The organism is Streptomyces sp. TG1A-60 (assembly GCF_037201975.1).
Classification (GTDB): Bacteria; Actinomycetota; Actinomycetes; order Streptomycetales; family Streptomycetaceae; genus Streptomyces.
In genome coordinates, this window is record NZ_CP147520.1 from 4,146,876 (window position 1) to 4,163,758 (window position 16,883).

The following is a 16,883-nucleotide window of genomic DNA, read 5'->3' on the forward strand; positions in this document are numbered from 1 at the left end:
GACCGGACAGGACCGTGGCGCCGATGCGCGCCACGATCGCTGATATGCGCTTCTTCCGCCGACACCCGCTGTTCGTCGTCGTCCTGCTGTGTGCCGCGGCGGTTCTCGTGGCGCGGCCCACGGCGGCCGGAAGCGACGGCGGTGGGGTGCCGGGGGCGCCCGGTGTCGCCGGGGCCAGCGCCCAGGTGGCGCGGCTGTTCGAGGAAGCGGCGGTGGCGACGCAGCAGTACGAGGCGGGGCGGCGGGCCGCGGAGACGCAGAAGGCCGAGGCGGAGCGGCTGGAGACGCTGCTCGCGCGGGAACGGAAGCAGATCGCGGTGCTGAACGCCGACCTCGGCCGGATCGCCCGCGCCCAGTACCGCGAGGGCGGCGGGGTGCCGTACACCGCGCAGATGCTCCTCGCGGAGGACCCCGGGGAGCTGATGCGGGGCCGGCGGGCTGCCTGGCAGGCCGATCTGGCGGTCAACAACGCCGTGACCAAGAGCCGCCGAGCGGAGGCGAGGCTCGCTGCGGACGAGGCGAAGGCCGCGACGGCGTGGCAGGCGCTGGAACAGCGGAACACCGAACTCTCCGGGATCAAGCAGGCGATCCAGAAGAAGCTCGAAGAGGCGCAGTGGACGCTCCAGGGGCAGGCCGACGCGGCGGTCGCGGCCGGTGCCTGCCGGGGAGCTGTCCGGCTGGACCAGCCGGACAGCCGCTCCACGAGCGCGTGGGTGGCACCGGTGGAGACGTACGAGCTCTCCGCGGGCTACGGCAGCGGCGGTGAGCGCTGGGCGCGCCGCCACACCGGGCAGGACTTCGCGGTGCCGATCGGCACGCCGGTGCGGGCGGTCGGGGAGGGCCGTGTGGTGAAGGTGTCGTGCGGGGGCGCGTTCGGCATGGAGATCGTCGTCCACCACGCGGACGGCTACTACACGCAGTACGCGCACCTCGCCGCCGTCACCGTCGACCAGGGCGAACGGGTGGCCCCGGGCCAGTGGATCGGCCAGTCGGGCACGACCGGCAACTCCACCGGGCCGCACCTGCACTTCGAGGTGCGCGTCACACCGGAGATGGGGTCGGGCGTGGACCCCGTGCCGTGGCTGCTGCAGCACGGGGTGGAGTTGTAGCGCGGGACCCAGGCGCAGGGTGGGGTCGCGGTCTCGGTCGTACGGCGGTCGCGGCTGGTGCCGCGACGGGGCGAACGTCGCCTGTGGCGGCACTAGAGCCGTTCCGTCAGCAGTCGCTCGATCACGATCGCCACCCCGTCCTCGTTGTTGGCGACGGTCCGGCCGGAGGCCGCCGCGAGGACGTCCGGGTGCGCGTTGCCCATGGCGTACGACTGGCCCGCCCAGGTCAGCATCTCGACGTCGTTCGGCATGTCGCCGAAGGCGACGACCTCCTCGTGGGAGATGCCGCGCTCGGCGCAGCACAGGGCGAGGGTGCTGGCCTTGGAGACGCCCGGGCCGCTCATCTCCAGCAGGGCGCTGGGGCTGGAGCGGGTGATGGTGGCGCGGTCGCCGACGGCGATGCGGGCGGTGGCGAGAAAGGCGTCGGGGTCGATCGTCGGGTGGTACGCGAGGATCTTCAGCACCGGCTCGTCGTCGGCGACACCGCCCGGAGCCAGCAGTTTCTCGGCGGGCGCGAGGGTGTCGGGGATCTCCATGTGCAGCTTGGGGTACTCGGGCTCCTGGTTGAAGCCGAAGGTCTGCTCGACCGCGTACACCGTGCCGGGGGCGGCCTCGCGCAGCAGCTGTACGGCGTCCAGCGCGTTCTCCCGCGCCAGCTCGCGGATCTTGACGAAGCGGTGGGTTCCCGGACGGCCGTGCAGGTCGACCACGGCGGCGCCGTTTCCACAGATCGCGAGGCCGTGGCCGTGGACGTGTTCGCTGACGACGTCCATCCAGCGGGCCGGGCGGCCGGTCACGAAGAAGACCTCGATGCCGGCCTCTTCGGCCGCCGCGAGGGCTGCGACGGTACGGGGGGAGACCGATTTGTCGTCGCGCAGCAGGGTGCCGTCGAGATCCGTGGCTATCAGCCGGGGCGGGGCGGTCGGGGCCGGGGTCTCGGGCTGTCGCGTCGCTGAGGTCACGGATCCCATTGTCGCGCATATGCGCGCACGGTCGTGCGGGTACCTGCGCAGGTGAGTGATTACCGACCCTGCCCGTCCTCGCCTGCGACATCGCCGCCCGTGTTCCGGGGCGCTCTCACTCCAGCTGCGTCGGCGCCTCCATGGCGATCCGCTCGAAGACCTTCTGGTCCGCGGCGAAGTCCGAGTCAGGGATCGGCCAGTGGATCACGATGTCGGTGAAGCCCAGCTCGGCGTGGCGGCCCGCGAAGTCCACGAACGCGTCCAGCGACTCCAGCGGCCGGCCGCGGTCCGGGGTGAATCCGGTGAGCAGCATCTTGTCCATCCGGGCCGCGTCCCGGCCGAGCGCGGCGGCCGTGTCGGCCAGCCTCTCGACCTGCCCGCGAATGGCTTGAACCGACTGCTCGGGTGTGCCCGTCTCGGACAGTTTGGGGTCCCCGGTGGTCACCCACGCCTGCCCGTACCGTGCGGCGAGCCGCATCCCGCGCGGCCCGGTGGCGGCCACCGCGAAGGGCAGCCGAGGCCGCTGTAGGCAGCCGGGGATGTTGCGCGCCTCGTGGGCCGAGTAGTGGTCGCCCGTGTACGAGACGGAGTCCTCGGTGAGCAGCCGGTCGAGCAGGGCGACGAACTCGGCGAACCGGTCGGCGCGCTCGCGCGGGGTCCACGGCTCCTGGCCCAGCGCGGTGGCGTCGAAGCCGGTGCCACCCCCGCCGATGCCGAGGGTGATCCGGCCGCCGGAGATGTCGTCGAGGGAGATCAGCTCCTTGGCGAGGGTCACCGGGTGCCGGAAGTTCGGCGAGGTCACGAGAGTACCCAGTCGCAGACTCCGCGTAGCTGTCGCTGCTGCGGTCAACGTGGGTACCGCCCCGAACCACGGCCCGTCCCGGAAGGTGCGCCAGGAGAGGTGGTCGTAGGTGTAGGCGGTGTGAAATCCGAGGTCTTCGGCGCGCTGCCAGACCTTCTGTCCCTCGCCCCACCTGTGGATGGGAAGGATCACGGTGCTCAGTCGCATGCCTACGACCCTATGCTCCGGTGACTGCGAGCAACGACAGCGCCGGACGTCCCCGGCTCGGGCTGCCTTCAGCCCTCGCGGTAGCGCGCGAAGACGCGGGCGCGCTCCTGCGGCCAGGTCCAGTCCGCGGCCGTTCGGTGAAAGGGGCCCCGTTCGTCGGCTCGAAGAACTGGCCTGCGGGCCGGCCGGTCGCCTTGAGGACCACGATGGCGGAGAGCATGGGCTCGGTCCCCTCGCTGTCACGGCGGCAGGCGTCACCGAGCAGGTGGCTGATGATCGGGCCGCGGTAGTGGACGTTGTGCCCCTTCGCCCTCAGCTCTTCGCCGAGGGACTTGTACCAGCCGTCGGTGCGGCCTTCCCGCGCCCGACGCCGAAGGATCTCCATCGTCTCGTCCAGTGCTGCCGCATACTCGGCGGCGCCCTGTCGCATCCGAACCTCCCCCGCTCGATGGCTCCTCACCGTATCCGGTGACGGCCGGCGCCAAGTTCACAGCGCTGTCGTCACGTCCCGCTCCGCTGCCAGACCGTCGTGAGCGCGGCGACCGGGTCGGTGTCGGCCGGTGCGGCGGGCCGCCATGCGCCGTCGTCCTCCTGGAGGCAGGGGTACCAGCGGGTGTCGGGGCCCAGGCGGAGCTGGATGTCGTGGTCGGTGAGGGTGGGACGGTTGCGCCAGGCCCGGAGGGGGCAGGGGCGGTGGTCATCTCGGCGAGCGCTGTGGTCAGGGCGGTGCGGGCGGCCTTCATCGTCGCCGGGCCGGGGTGTGGGGGTGCTCGGCGACGGCGAGGCCGGTGGGGCCGCCGTGGCGCCAGGCGCGGGTGAGGCGGGCGAATGCGGTGGGTTCGGCGCCGGTGTTCTCGATGAGGCGGTGGAAGCAGCACTCCGGTCCGGGGCCGCTCGCGGCGATCCTTACCGCGTTCTGGTGCCGGGTCAGGCGCAGGCCGGTGGTGTCGCCTGCGAGGATCCGCGCAGCGCGCGTGGCGGCGTTGGTCGTGAGGCGCTCCAGGCCCGTGGTGGCCGGGCGGCTGCCGGGAGGCGGGGTGACGGGGAGCGACGCGGTGTGGGCGGCTGGTTCAGGGGTTTCGGGCAGCTTGTGCATGTGCTCCGCCCAGCGGGCGTACGTGGCGGCGGCCGGGGCGCCGGTCGGGGCCGGTGGGCTCGCGGTCTCCCGCGCTGCCGTGCGGCGGGCCCGCAGACCACGTGGTCGAGCTTCGCCCTGGTGAAGGGGAAGCCATGGGCGGTGGCCGCCTCGATGAACGTGTCGATCCCGGCCAAGCCGCGCTCGTCGAGTGTGAGCCCGATCCGCTCCGGCTGGTGTCGCAGGTGTTTCGAGAGGTACTTCGACACCCTCACGGCGTCGTTCGTCCATCCCGCACCAGCGTTCCCGGCGAGACCCGGGTCACGGACTTGATCGTGATCCGGATGTTTGATCCACAGCCAAGTGCACTTATCCACAGGAGAAGAGGGGATTCTGTGGATAACCATCCAGCCCGTTTGGGGCGATTGCTCCATTATGGTGCTTTCATGCCATTTGCGGTCATCGCGTCCAGGGTGCGTGACTGTACCTCCCGTTCGGCCGCCGCCGTGATGAACGCCGAGGCCTGCTCCGGGCCGACCAACTGCTCCACGGCTCGCATGGTGGAGGCGGCTATCCGTACGGAACACACCTCGTCCGCAGGCTCGGCGGCAGCGTCCGAGTCGAGGTGCCGACGCAGCTGTCCGGTGGCGAACAGACGCATCGCGCGGGCGAGTTCGGCATCGACGGTCTGCTGGGCGAGCGGCCTCAGCCGTCGTGCGAGCGACGCCGCCTCGACCGCGTCGGACTCGGTCGGTGGCTGGTGCTGTCCGAGATAGTGAGCGAACACATGCTCGGTGGCGAAGTCCAGGAAACGGGTGGCGATGTGCTCGACCTGCCCCCTCAACTCCCTCAGATGGCCCGCGGTCGCCGACAGCGGGACCCCCGCCTCGTGCAACTCGGCCGCCACCGCCAGCTCCTGGGGGCTCGGCACGAGGAAGCGGTTCTCCTCGCCGGGCACCGGCTCCAGTACGCCCAGCTCGACCGCGTCGGCCACCGCCGCATCGTCCGGGGCGCCTCCGAACCGCTCGATCAGCTCGGCCCGCGAGATCCGTACGGCCTTCTCGGCGGTCCACGGCCCGTCGACCTCCGCGACCAGGCCGAGCACCCCGCCGAGGCCCCGGCCCGTGTCCCAGGCCTCCAGGAGTTCCTTGATGGAGGCCAGGGTGTAGCCCCGGTCGAGGAGCTCGGCGATCTGGCGCAGGCGGGTCAGATGCGCGTCCGCGTACACGTTGGCCCGGCCGCGCCGCTCGGGGCGGGGCAGCAGGCCGCGGTCCTGGTAGGCGCGGATCGTCCGGACCGTGGTACCGCTGCGGTGCGCCAGATCCTCGATGCGGTACGCGGCCCCGGCCGTTTCGTCGTTCACGGTTCCTCGTGTCTCCTTCTGCCGCCCGGTGCCGTCCGTCGGCGGCTACGCCGACGCCGCCCGCCCGCCCGCCCGCGCGCTCGCGCCCGCCACCGAGTGGGCCGCTGACGACTTCGCCGGATACTCGACCGCCCTGCGCGGGGAAGCCTCCCTCGACGGGTGGTAGGAACGGCGCAGATAACGGGGGACGGCCGCACCGAGCTCCTTCCACGTGGGCAACAGGCCCTTGGTTACGGTCCTGTTGTGCGCGGCGAGTGAGTAACGCGGGCGTCCGGCGAGATTGGGGTCGTGGCGTACGAGGTAAGTGGCGCCCCACGCCCACATGGAAAGCTTCACCGCGCCGTGACCGCCATGCCCACGACCCGGCGGGCGTAGCGGGGCCGGTGCCGGCCGCCGCAGTGCCGGAACATGTCGAAGGAGACCCGGCGCGGGGCGATCGTGTGCCCACTGTCGACCTGCTCGTCCTGGGGGCTCACAACGGCGGCTCCAGTCGGGCGAGCGCACGCAGCGCTCTCGGGGCGATCCGGGAGATGAGGCGACCGCCGTGGGCCTCCGGGGTGACGGGAACGACGGCCTGGTTACGGACGACCGCACGCAGGACCGCGTCGGCCACCTTCTCCGGCGGGTAGTTGCGCAGCCCGTAGAGCCGCGCGGTCTTCCGCTGCAGGCGCCTCTCCTCCTCGGCGTCGACGCCGGCGAAGCGCGCGGTCGAGGTGATGCCCGTGTTCACGATGCCGGGGCAGATCGCCGACACTCCGATGCCCTGCCCGGCCAGCTCGGCGCGCAGGCACTCGCTGAGCATCAGGACGGCCGCCTTGGAGGTGCTGTACGCGGGCAGCGACCTGGACGGCAGAAAGGCCGCCAGCGAAGCCGTGTTGACGATGTGGCCGCCCTGCCCGCGCTCCGCCATCTGCCTCCCGAAGAGCCGGCAGCCGTGGATCACGCCCCACAGATTGACGTCGAGGACCTTCCGCCATTCCTCGGGGGTGGTGTCGAGGAAGGACCCCGAGAGTCCGATCCCGGCGTTGTTCACCAGCACGTCGACCACGCCGTACTCGGTGGCGACCTTCTCGGCGAGCTTCTCCATGGCCTGCTCGTCCGAGACGTCAACCACTTCGGCCCAGGCCTCGGGTGAGCCGATCAGGCGGGACAACTCCGCGGTGCGGGCCGCTCCTTCGGCGTCCCGGTCCACGGCGATCACGTGCGCGCCGGCCTCCGCGAACGCGAAGGCGGTGGCGCGGCCGATGCCGCCGGCCGCGCCGGTGACCAGCACCAACTGCCCGCCGAACCGGTCCGTGTGCTTGCCGGTGGCAACCGGTGCGGGCCGTCCGCCCTCGGTGGCCGTGACGAACTCGGTGATCCAGCCCGCCAGTCGGTCGGGCCGCGTGCGCGGGATCCAGTGCCTGGCGGGCAGGGTGCGGCGGGTCAGCTGCGGAGCCCACGACTCCAGGTCGTCATGGAGCTGCTCGGAGAGGAACTGGTCTGCCAGGGGCGTGATGAGCTGCACGGGCGCGTGCGCGTACGCGTCGTCCCGGGGGCGGGCCAGTCGGGCTCGCATGTTGTCCCGGTACAGCCAGGCGCCGTGGGCGGCGTCCGTGGGCAGCGTCGGGCCGGGGTAGTCGCCCCGGGGCAGCTTCTCGGCGCGCCGGACGATGCCGGGCCACCGCTTGCCGAGAGGGCCGCGCCAGGCGAGCTCGGGCAGCAGGGGTGTGTGCAGCAGGTAGACGTACCAGGCCTTGGCGCCCTGGCCGAGGAGCTGGCCGATCCGGCGCGGGGTCGGGCGCTTCACCCGCCGCTTGATCCAGTGCCCCATGTGGTCGAGGGAGGGTCCGGACATCGAGGTGAACGACGCGATGCGCCCCTCGGTGCGTTCGACCGTCACGAACTCCCAGCCCTGCACCGAACCCCAGTCGTGCCCCACCAGATGCACAGGCCGGTCGGGGCTGACCGCGTCCACGACGGCCAGGAAGTCGTCCGTCAGCTTCTCCAGCGTGAATCCGCCGCGCAACGGCTTCGGCGCCGTCGACCCGCCGTGGCCGCGCACGTCGTACAGCACCACGTGGAAGCGCTCCGCGAGCCGTACGGCGACCTCGGACCAGACCTCCTTGGAATCGGGATAGCCGTGCACGAGCAACACGGTCGGCTGCGCGGGGTCACCCAGCTCGGCGACGCACAACTCGACCCCGTCCGCCCGCACCCGGCGCTCCCGCGCGTCTTCGAGCGCCACCGCACCCGTCATGTCTCCCCCTTGGCTCATCGGCACGTGTCCTCCGCCCACCGCCGGACGTGCGGCAGGTCGTCGTCCAGCCAGAACGCGCTCTCCTCGGGGTCCTTGGAATCGGTGACAACCAGGATTTCCTCGAACTTCGCGCCCGTGCCCCGGAAACCGAGGTGGGGCTCCACCGCCCACAGCCCCGGCTGCGGCGGGTGGTCGGAGAACCGGTACGGCGACCACAGCGGTGACCAGCCGTCGCGGTGCCCGCGCAGCGCGTCGGCCGCCAGGCCCTTCAGCGACTGGGTGCCGAACCCGAACACATGCGGTGACCACCGGCGCTCCTTCACCCGGCCCACCTTGTGCGCGATGACACCGAAGGGATATGCGCGATGTCGGTTGGCGTACCCCTGGCGGACCATGAGCCGGTCCACGTCCTCGTAGATCTCGCGCAGCGAGCGGCGTTCGCGTACCTCGCGCAGGATCAGCTCGCGGTGCGCCCGGAGGTCCGCCATCAGCTTCTCGTGCAGAGGGCTCGGCCCGAGACAGCCCGAGTAGCCGATGTCCGCCGTGCAGCCCTTGTACAGGGGGGCCATGTCGAGGATGAACGGCATGCCCGCTTCGAGGCGGCGGTCGGTGGGGAAGAACTGCAGCGGTATGCGGAAGTTCACGAACGCCGTGCGGTCGCCGAACCAGGCGAAGGGCAGGTGGAACCAGTCCCGCACGCCGCGCTCGCGCAGCCAGTGGCGCTGCATCCGCGCCGCCTCGCGCTCGGTCACGCCAGGCTTCAGCTGGGCCGCGACCGCTTCCGCGCACTCGTACGCGAGGGCCTGCACCTGCCTGAAACCCCGCAGGTCCGCGGTGAGGCCGCCTGTCAGTGCCGAGGTCATGTCACTGCCCCACCTGTCTTCATCGACTACGGTCCGTGTTCATGATGTGACATTGGTGAATGTGACAGTGATGGGCGGCTGCGTCAAGAGTGGTGTACGCGGGCTGTGGAAAACCGGCGGACACGGAGACGGGCACGAAACTGCGGCGCAGGCCGTTCTCTCTCACGGCGGCCGTTGACGTGCGGCTCGGGCCCGTCGGCTGTTCGACCTCAGGGCGACCCCCTAGGGGGACCAGCGGCTGACGCCCCCTACGGGCCCGTACGACTCGAGAGTGAGACGGAGACAGCTCTGCGGGGTGACGACCACGGCGGCCCGCGCCCCTAATGTCTAAGTCGTGACTGTGATCGCGACCGAAAGCCTGAGCAAGCGGTTCCCGAGGGTGACCGCTCTTGACCGGCTCTCCATGGACATCGGACCCGGTGTGACGGGACTCGTCGGTGCCAATGGCGCCGGCAAGTCCACCCTGATCAAGATCCTGCTGGGTCTGTCCCCCGCATCGGAGGGCCGTGCCGCGGTGCTCGGCCTCGACGTCGCCACCGAGGGCGGCGCCATCCGCGAGCGCGTGGGGTACATGCCGGAGCACGACTGCCTGCCGCCCGACGTCTCGGCCACCGAGTTCGTCGTGCACATGGCCCGCATGTCCGGCCTCCCGCCGACCGCCGCGCGCGAACGCACCGCGGACACCCTGCGCCACGTTGGCCTGTACGAGGAGCGGTACCGCCCCATCGGCGGCTACTCCACGGGCATGAAGCAACGGGTGAAGCTCGCCCAGGCCCTGGTGCACGACCCGCAGCTGGTCTTCCTGGACGAGCCGACCAACGGCCTGGACCCGGTCGGGCGGGACGAGATGCTCGGCCTGATCCGCCGCATCCACACCGACTTCGGTATCTCGGTCCTGGTCACCTCCCACCTGCTCGGCGAGTTGGAGCGCACCTGCGACCATGTCGTCGTGGTCGACGGCGGCAAGCTCCTGCGGTCCAGCTCGACCGGCGACTTCACCCAGAGCACGGCGATCCTCGCGATCGAGGTCACCGACACCGACGAACACCCCGACGGCACCGGCGCGCTGCGCGAGGCGCTCCACGCGCACGGGGTGACCGTCTCCGACGGCAGCGGTCTCCCGGGCGCAGGGCACATCCTGCTGCTCACCGCCCAGGGCGAGGAGACCTACGACCTGGTCCGCGACGTGGTCGCCGACCTCGGTCTCGGCCTGGTCCGCATGGAGCAGCGCAGGCACCACATCGCCGAGGTCTTCAAGGACAACGACGAGCAGACGGACACCCGGAGCCCCCAGGACGCAGGGAAGGAGGCGGTCGGCCATGGCGGTTGAGCAGCCCGGTGCGCAGGCATCGGCCCTCGCCGGTGGGCAGCCCGCGCGCGCGGGCGAACAGAGTCGCATCCACAACATCGGATACCGCTCCTACGACGGCCCCCGCCTGGGCCGCGCCTACGCCCGCCGCGCGCTGTACTCGCAGTCCCTGCGCGGCGCGTACGGACTGGGCCGCTCGGCCAAGTCCAAGGTACTGCCCATGCTGCTCTTCGCGGTGATGTGCGTACCGGCGGCCATCATGGTGGCGGTCTCGGTCGCCACCCAGGCCAACGACCTGCCCATCAAGTACACCGACTACGCGGTCATCATGCAGGCCGTCATCGGTCTGTACGTCGCCTCCCAGGCACCGCAGTCCGTCTCGCGCGACCTGCGCTTCAAGACCGTTCCGCTGTACTTCTCGCGCCCGATCGAGACCGCCGACTACGTCCGCGCGAAGTTCGCGGCGCTGACCTCGGCGCTCTTCATCCTCACCGCGGTGCCCCTGCTCGTGCTCTATGCGGGCGCGCTGTTGGCCGAGCTCGACTTCACGGACCAGACCGAGGGACTCGCGCAGGGACTGGTGTCCGTGGCACTGCTGTCGCTCCTCTTCGCCGGCATCGGCCTGGTGATCTCTGCGGTCACCCCGCGCCGCGGCTTCGGTATCGCGGCCGTCATCGCCGTCCTGACGATCTCCTACGGAGCCGTGTCCGTCGTCCAGGCCATCGCCGACGTGCAGTCCAGCTCCGGCGCGGTGCCCTGGCTCGGCCTCTTCTCGCCCATCACGCTGATAGACGGTGTGCAGACCGCCTTCCTGGGCGCCACCTCCGCCTTCCCCGGCGGGCACGGGCCCTCCAGCGGGCAGGGAGTCGTCTACCTCCTCGTCGTCCTGGGTCTCATCGCCGGCTGCTACGGCCTGCTGATGCGCCGCTACCGAAAGGTCGGGCTGTGACCACCCTCAACATCGACCACGTCTCGCGTTGGTTCGGCAACGTGGTGGCGGTCAACGACGTCACGATGACGATCGGCCCCGGTGTCACCGGCCTGCTCGGCCCGAACGGCGCCGGCAAGTCCACCCTCATCAACATGATGGGCGGCTTCCTCGCTCCCTCCACCGGCTCCGTCACCCTCGACGGCAAACCGGTGTGGCGCAACGAACAGATCTACAAGCACATCGGCATCGTCCCCGAACGCGAGGCGATGTACGACTTCCTCACGGGCCGCGAATTCGTCGTCGCCAACGCCGAGTTGCACGGCCTCGGGGCGAAGGCCGCCCAGCGGGCGCTCGCCACGGTGGAGATGGAGTACGCGCAGGACCGCCAGATCTCGACGTACTCCAAGGGCATGCGCCAGCGCGTGAAGATGGCGTCCGCGCTGGTCCACGAACCGTCCCTGCTCCTGCTGGACGAACCGTTCAACGGCATGGACCCGCGCCAGCGCATGCAGCTCATGGACCTGCTGCGGCGCATGGGCGACGAGGGCCGCACGGTGCTGTTCTCCTCCCACATCCTCGAAGAGGTCGAGCAGTTGGCCGCCCACATCGAGGTGATCGTCGCCGGACGGCATGCGGCGAGCGGTGACTTCCGGCGCATCCGCCGCCTGATGACCGACCGCCCGCACCGCTACCTGGTGCGCTCCAGCGACGACCGGGCCCTGGCCGCCGCGCTGATCGCCGACCCGTCGACCGCCGGGATCGAAGTGGATCTGGCCGAGGGCGCGTTGCGCGTCCAGGCCGTCGACTTCGGCCGCTTCACGGCCCTGTTGCCGAGGGTGGCCCGGGACCACGGCGTCCGTCTGCTCACGGTCTCGCCGTCGGACGAGTCCCTCGAGTCCGTCTTCTCGTATCTCGTCGCGGCGTAGGAGGCCGAAGATGTATGACCCCACAGTCGCCCGGCTCACCTACCGGGCCCTGCTCGGCCGCCGCAGGGCCCTCATCCTCAGCGCGCTGCCCGCTCTGCTGATCGTGCTCTCCGTGGCCGTGCGCGTCCTGAGCGGCGCCGACGACCAGGTGGCCGCGGACCTTCTCGGCGGGTTCGCGCTCGCCACGATGGTGCCGATCATCGGCGTCATCGCGGGAACGGGCGCGATCGGGCCGGAGATCGACGACGGCTCGGTGGTGTATCTGCTGGCCAAGCCGATCAAGCGACCGACGATCATCTGCACGAAGCTGATCGTGGCGATCGCGGTCACGATGGCGTTCTCCGCCATACCGACACTGATCGCGGGCCTGATCCTGAACGGCAACGGACAGCAGATCGCGGTCGCCTACACGGTGGCGGCGCTGGTCGCCTCGATCGCGTACGCGGCGATGTTCCTGCTCCTCGGGACGGTCACCCGGCACGCGGTCGTCTTCGGGCTCGTGTACGCGCTTGTCTGGGAGACGCTCTTCGGGTCCCTGGTGGAGGGCGCGCGCACGCTCAGCGTCCAGCAGTGGGCACTCGCCGTGGCCCAGAAGGTCACGGACGGGGGCCTTGTGACCTCCGACGTGGGGTTGCCCACCGCGGTGGTTCTGCTGACGGCTGTCACGGCGGGCACGACGTGGTACGCGGGGCAGAAGCTGCGGACGCTGAAGCTGGCCGGCGAGGAGTGACGGAACCCTCCGGGGCGCTCGGCCCCGGAGGACCACCGCCCTCTTGACCTTGACAGGGGCTTCACGGGGGTCCGGGCACACTGGGCGAGGCGAAACGACGGGGCGAACGGAATGTACGCGGCCAGGAGGGGCGGCCAGGAGGCAGGAGGGACGGGAATGGCAGCGAACGTGTCGCCCGACGGCGGCGAGACGCAGGGTGCGGTGACCGACGGCACGGCAGGGGCCGGAACGGGGCCCGGGGCGGGTGCCGGGGCCGGAGCCGGACCGGGCGCCGGAGGTGGGCCGAGCGCCACGGGCGGCTCCGGATCCTTTCCGGGGCCGGGAGCCGGGCCCGAGACCGGTGTCGGGAGCGGGGCTGAGGATGTCTGGGACGAGGTCGTCCTGGACGAGGACTTCATACGGTCCGCCGAGACGGCCGAGCCGTCGGCGCGGGCCCGGATGCTCACGGCGCGCTGGCGGCGGAAGGCACCCGACCCCCAGCCCTGGCGGTCGGACGAGCCGCCCGCCGGATGGTTCTTCAGCAAGGCGCGACGACGCAGGTGGCGCCGCCGGTGACCGACCCGTGCGGCGGTGGCCGGTGCGGTGGATATTCGGTGGCGGGCGGCTCGGCCTCCGGGCACAGTGGTTGATGTCCAGGTCGCCGGGTCGCGCCGGTGTCGTGTTCTGGGAGAGGAGCCCGACGATGCTGTCCTTCAGGCGCAGTACGTCGAGTTCCCGGCAGGGCAGCCGACGACGGACTCCGGAGTAGTCACCCCTCCGTCGAGTCCGTCCCCCGCAGCGGGGAGTTGCCCGGGGCGGCCGCTTCGAGCACGCGAATCGCTTCGCGTGGGCCGCCCACCCGGAGGATTGGCCGAGTGGTAAGGCACCGGCTTGCTGAGCCGTGGTCGGGTTGTGCCCGCGCACGTTCGAATCGTGCATCCTCTGCCGTTTCGCTGTCGCTGTGACTTGGCCGGATTCTGGGCCCGAGGGTGCGTGCGGGGAGGTACTGGGGCTGTGCATGAGCCCCGACGCATCCTGGTTGCTCGGCGGCTGATGCCGGGAGGGGTGGGTTTCGCTCACCGGCGCTCGCAGGGTGCCGCCCGCGCTCACCCGGGCCGCCCCAGCGGCACGACTGCCCGCAGTTGGGGCCAGCGGTGCAGGTGGTTGGGGCCGGCGGGAAGCGGCAGGGGCTAGCCGGGCAGTGGTCGTGTGTGTGGGCGGGGGGCCGGCTGGGGCAGGTCGGGCGGTGCCAGGGCCGAGCAGTGCGGTGGCTGTGGCGAGCGGAGCAGTGACTGGGCCGACCCGATGGCGTCCCGCCGGGTGGCGTAGCCGATCAGGGCGCCGGAAACCGCAGGTCAGGGACGGTGGCTCCGTCGGACCAGGGGTTCAACTCGCCTCAGCAGGACGCCTCGTGGGCTGCCGCCTCTGCGGAGATCGTCAGAGGCCTCGTACCGGAACGTATAACGCTTGATCCCCTACACCACGACGCGGGACGCGACCGCCGGCCCGGCAGTGACTGCGGCGGCCGGGGCCGTGGAGGGGGTCAGCCCGGCGGTGAGTGGGGCGAGTGGAGGGGGCCGTGGTGTTGCCGTACTGCGTGGCTCACTGGTTCGCGGGTCGGCTCAGCAATCGCTCCAGCACCCTCGCGATGCCGTCGTCGTCGTTGGAGGAGGTCACTTCGTCGGCGATCGCCTTGAGGTCTGCATGGGCGTTGGCCATGGCTACGCCATGGGTGGACCAGGTGAACATGGGGATGTCGTTGGGCATGTCGCCGAAGGCGATGGTGTCGGTGCGCTTCGCACCGAGGCGGCGGGCGGCGAGGGAGAGACCGGTGGCCTTGGTGAGACCGAGAGGGAGGAGTTCGACGATGCCCTCGCCGGCCATGGCGACCGTGACGAAACCGCCGGCGGCCTGACGGGAGGCTTCGGCGAGTTCGTCGGAGGTCAGGGTGGGGTGCTGTACGTACAGCTTGTTCAGCGGGGCGGCCCACAGGTCGGACACGTCCGTGAACGGGGTGGTCGGCAGGGGGCCGTTCAGGGCGTAGCCGGGGCCGACCAGTACCTCGCCGTCCAGGCCGGCGCGGCTGGCGGCCAGGTACAGCGCACCGACCTCCGCCTCGATTTTGGCGAGGGCCACGGCTGCGAGCTGCCGGTCCAGGGTGACGGCCGTGAGCAGGCGGTGCTCTCCGGCGTCGTAGACCTGGGCGCCCTGGCCGCAGACGGCCAGTCCCCGGTAGCCGAGGTCGTCGAGGACGTGGCGGGTCCAGGGGACGGCCCGGCCGGTGACGACGATGTGGGCGGCGCCCGCCGCGGTGGCCGCGGCGAGCGCCTCACGGGTGCGTCGGGAGACCGAGTGGTCGGAGCGCAGGAGCGTTCCGTCGAGGTCGGTCGCGATCAGCTTGTACGGGAAGCCCGAGAGTTCCGCGGGCCCCGAGGACTCCTTGGACCGCATGGGCCCCGCGGACCGCACGGGTTCCGTGGACTGCGAGGACTCCTTGGATCCCATTGGTTTCCTGGGGCCCTCGGCGGCAGCCGCTTCACTCACTTGGCTACCGGCTCCAGGACCTCACGGCCGCCCAGGTACGGGCGGAGGATCTCGGGGACGCGGACGGAGCCGTCGGCCTGCTGGTGGTTCTCCAGGATCGCGACGATCGTGCGCGGGACGGCGCACAGTGTGCCGTTGAGCGTGGCGAGGGGCTTGACCTGCTTGCCGTCACGGACGCGGATCTGCAGGCGGCGCGACTGGAACTCCGTGCAGTCGGAGGTCGAGGTCAGCTCGCGGTACTTGCCCTGGGTCGGGATCCACGCCTCGCAGTCGAACTTGCGCGAGGCCGAGGAGCCGAGGTCGGCGGAGGCGACGTCGATGACCCTGAACGGCAGTTCGAGCGACGTCAGCCACTGCTTTTCCCAGTCCAGCAGGCGTTGGTGCTCGGCCTGCGAGTCCTCCGGCGCGACGTACGAGAACATCTCGACCTTGTCGAACTGGTGGACGCGGAAGATACCCCGGGTGTCCTTGCCGTGCGAACCGGCTTCGCGGCGGAAACAGGGGGAGAAGCCCGCGTACCGCAGGGGCAGGCGGTCGGCGTCGATGATCTCGTCCATGTGGTACGCCGCCAGGGCCACCTCGGAGGTGCCGACCAGGTACAGGTCGTCCTTGTCGAGGTGGTAGACGTCCTGGGAGGCCTGGCCGAGGAAGCCGGTGCCGGCCATCGACTGCGGGCGGACCAGCGCCGGGGTCAGCATCGGGGTGAAGCCGGCCGCGGTGGCCTGGGCCATCGCCGCGTTGACCAGGGCGAGTTCGAGGAGGGCGCCGACACCCGTCAGGAAGTAGAAACGCGAGCCGGAGACCTTGGCGCCGCGCTCGGTGTCGATGGCGCCGAGGATCGTGCCGAGCTCCAGATGGTCCTTCGGCTCGAAGCCCTCCGCCGTGAAGTCACGGATCTCGCCGTGCGTCTCCAGCGTGACGAAGTCCTCCTCGCCGCCGACGGGAACGTCCGGGTGCACGAGGTTGCCGAGCTGGAGGAGGAGCTCCTGGGTCTCGGTGTCGGCCGCGTCGCGCTCGGCGTCGGCGGCCTTGACGTCGGCCTTGAGCTGTTCCGCGCGCTTGAGCAGTTCGGCCTTCTCGGCGGGGGAGGACTTGGGGATCAGCTTGCCGAGCGACTTCTGCTCGGCGCGGAGTTCGTCGAAGCGGACGCCGGAGGACCTGCGCCGCTCGTCGGCGGACAGGAGGGCGTCGACGAGCGTGACGTTCTCTCCACGGGCGCGCTGGGAGGCGCGCGCACGGTCGGGGTCCTCACGGAGCAGGCGAAGGTCAATCACCCCACAAGGCTACCGGTGCGTGGTTCCGGCCCACGACATGAATTCGCGCTGCGCCGCTTCTGTGACGTCTTGCCCTGAATGTTGATCACGGTGACGGGCGATGGTGGGCGGGAACGAGCGTCGGTGAAAGTCAATGAATGGGGACCCGTCCCCCTGAAAGGGGGCATGGATGTGGCACCTGGTTGACTCGACTCCCTTGTGTCGTACGGGACTTGGAGATCAACAGTCCACAGAGGTCCACGGCGCCGCAAAGTTATCCACAGGCTGTGCGAAAGATCTGTGGACTTCGGGGAAGATCGCTGGGGAAGACGGGCGCAGAGTTGAGGATTCCCGACTCGAACCACCTTCACGCCCGCTTCAGGTGGATTCGTGTTGAAATGGTCCGCTCCAAAGGGTTACCCAGAGGGAACGCGTGGACGAAGGGTGACCTACGGGGTTGTGGACATGGCGGGGCCTTCGAAGGAGATTTGTCGACCGAGTGGCGTTGTGTTGTCGACTTGTCCCCAGGTCGAGAAGCCCACCTGTGGATAACTTCTGTGGATAAAGAAAATAGGCAGGTAGGACCGGTGG

Annotated in this window: 15 protein-coding genes, 1 tRNA gene and 2 pseudogenes; 7 read left to right on the forward strand and 11 right to left on the reverse strand. The window is 70.7% G+C overall.

The window, feature by feature from the left end; all coding sequences use genetic code 11:
- The first annotated feature begins 44 nt into the window (after positions 1-44).
- Complete coding sequence (locus WBG99_RS17750) at positions 45-1,109, forward strand: M23 family metallopeptidase (protein ID WP_338900381.1); 1,065 nt, start codon at positions 45-47, stop codon at positions 1,107-1,109.
- Between the two features lie 92 nt (positions 1,110-1,201).
- Here the strand turns inward: WBG99_RS17750 and WBG99_RS17755 are convergent, their stop codons facing one another.
- From WBG99_RS17755 to WBG99_RS17795, 9 genes and pseudogenes are all read right to left on the reverse strand, one after another.
- Positions 1,202-2,071, reverse strand: a complete 870-nt coding sequence (locus tag WBG99_RS17755; RefSeq protein ID WP_338897243.1) for an HAD family hydrolase — start codon at positions 2,069-2,071, stop codon at positions 1,202-1,204.
- A gap of 115 nt (positions 2,072-2,186) precedes the next feature.
- Positions 2,187-3,080, reverse strand: a complete 894-nt coding sequence (locus WBG99_RS17760) for an LLM class flavin-dependent oxidoreductase (protein ID WP_338897244.1) — start codon at positions 3,078-3,080, stop codon at positions 2,187-2,189.
- Between the two features lie 10 nt (positions 3,081-3,090).
- Positions 3,091-3,510, reverse strand: coding sequence for a hypothetical protein (locus WBG99_RS17765; RefSeq protein ID WP_338897245.1), 420 nt, complete (start codon positions 3,508-3,510; stop codon positions 3,091-3,093).
- Positions 3,511-3,819: 309 nt separating this feature from the next.
- Positions 3,820-4,176: a hypothetical protein gene (locus WBG99_RS17770; protein WP_338900597.1), complete on the reverse strand. Its 357-nt coding sequence runs from the start codon at positions 4,174-4,176 to the stop codon at positions 3,820-3,822.
- A gap of 95 nt (positions 4,177-4,271) precedes the next feature.
- Positions 4,272-4,430: pseudogene (locus tag WBG99_RS17775) on the reverse strand (RNA 2'-phosphotransferase); the annotation flags it as partial.
- Positions 4,431-4,588: 158 nt separating this feature from the next.
- Positions 4,589-5,518 carry a MerR family transcriptional regulator gene (locus WBG99_RS17780; RefSeq protein ID WP_338897246.1) on the reverse strand — a complete coding sequence of 310 codons (930 nt, stop codon included), beginning with the start codon at positions 5,516-5,518 and terminating at the stop codon, positions 4,589-4,591.
- A gap of 45 nt (positions 5,519-5,563) precedes the next feature.
- Positions 5,564-5,946, reverse strand: a pseudogene (locus WBG99_RS17785) (metal-dependent hydrolase); the annotation flags it as partial.
- A 44-nt stretch (positions 5,947-5,990) separates the two neighbouring features.
- Complete coding sequence (locus tag WBG99_RS17790) at positions 5,991-7,775, reverse strand: SDR family oxidoreductase (protein ID WP_338897247.1); 1,785 nt, start codon at positions 7,773-7,775, stop codon at positions 5,991-5,993.
- A complete protein-coding gene (locus WBG99_RS17795; protein WP_338897248.1) occupies positions 7,772-8,620 on the reverse strand; it encodes a M24 family metallopeptidase in 849 nt (282 codons plus the stop codon). Before WBG99_RS17795 ends, WBG99_RS17790 begins: the two co-directional genes overlap by 4 nt.
- 340 nt (positions 8,621-8,960) lie before the next feature.
- Here WBG99_RS17795 and WBG99_RS17800 point away from each other — a divergent pair, with 340 nt between their 5' ends.
- The 6 genes from WBG99_RS17800 (at position 8,961) to WBG99_RS17825 (ending at position 13,440) form a co-directional block, all read left to right on the forward strand.
- Positions 8,961-9,950: an ABC transporter ATP-binding protein gene (locus tag WBG99_RS17800; RefSeq protein ID WP_338900382.1), complete on the forward strand. Its 990-nt coding sequence runs from the start codon at positions 8,961-8,963 to the stop codon at positions 9,948-9,950.
- The gene (locus tag WBG99_RS17805; protein WP_338897249.1) at positions 9,940-10,878 is read left to right on the forward strand and encodes an ABC transporter permease subunit; all 939 of its coding nucleotides are present in this window, start codon (positions 9,940-9,942) and stop codon (positions 10,876-10,878) included. The genes WBG99_RS17800 and WBG99_RS17805 overlap by 11 nt, the downstream gene beginning before the upstream one ends.
- Entirely contained in the window at positions 10,875-11,786 is a 912-nt protein-coding gene (locus WBG99_RS17810; RefSeq protein ID WP_338897250.1) for an ABC transporter ATP-binding protein, read from the forward strand. Before WBG99_RS17805 ends, WBG99_RS17810 begins: the two co-directional genes overlap by 4 nt.
- Positions 11,787-11,796: 10 nt before the next feature.
- Entirely contained in the window at positions 11,797-12,516 is a 720-nt protein-coding gene (locus tag WBG99_RS17815; protein WP_338897251.1) for an ABC transporter permease, read from the forward strand.
- Positions 12,517-12,672: 156 nt separating this feature from the next.
- A complete protein-coding gene (locus WBG99_RS17820) occupies positions 12,673-13,071 on the forward strand; it encodes a hypothetical protein (protein ID WP_338900599.1) in 399 nt (132 codons plus the stop codon).
- 285 nt (positions 13,072-13,356) lie between these two features.
- Positions 13,357-13,440: transfer RNA gene (locus WBG99_RS17825), tRNA-Ser, on the forward strand.
- A gap of 657 nt (positions 13,441-14,097) precedes the next feature.
- On the opposite strand, the gene WBG99_RS17830 is transcribed toward WBG99_RS17825, so the two are convergent.
- A complete protein-coding gene (locus WBG99_RS17830) occupies positions 14,098-14,946 on the reverse strand; it encodes an HAD family hydrolase (RefSeq protein ID WP_338900383.1) in 849 nt (282 codons plus the stop codon).
- 89 nt (positions 14,947-15,035) lie between these two features.
- Entirely contained in the window at positions 15,036-16,313 is a 1,278-nt protein-coding gene (gene serS, locus WBG99_RS17835; RefSeq protein ID WP_338897252.1) for a serine--tRNA ligase, read from the reverse strand.
- Between the last annotated feature and the right edge of the window lie 570 nt (positions 16,314-16,883).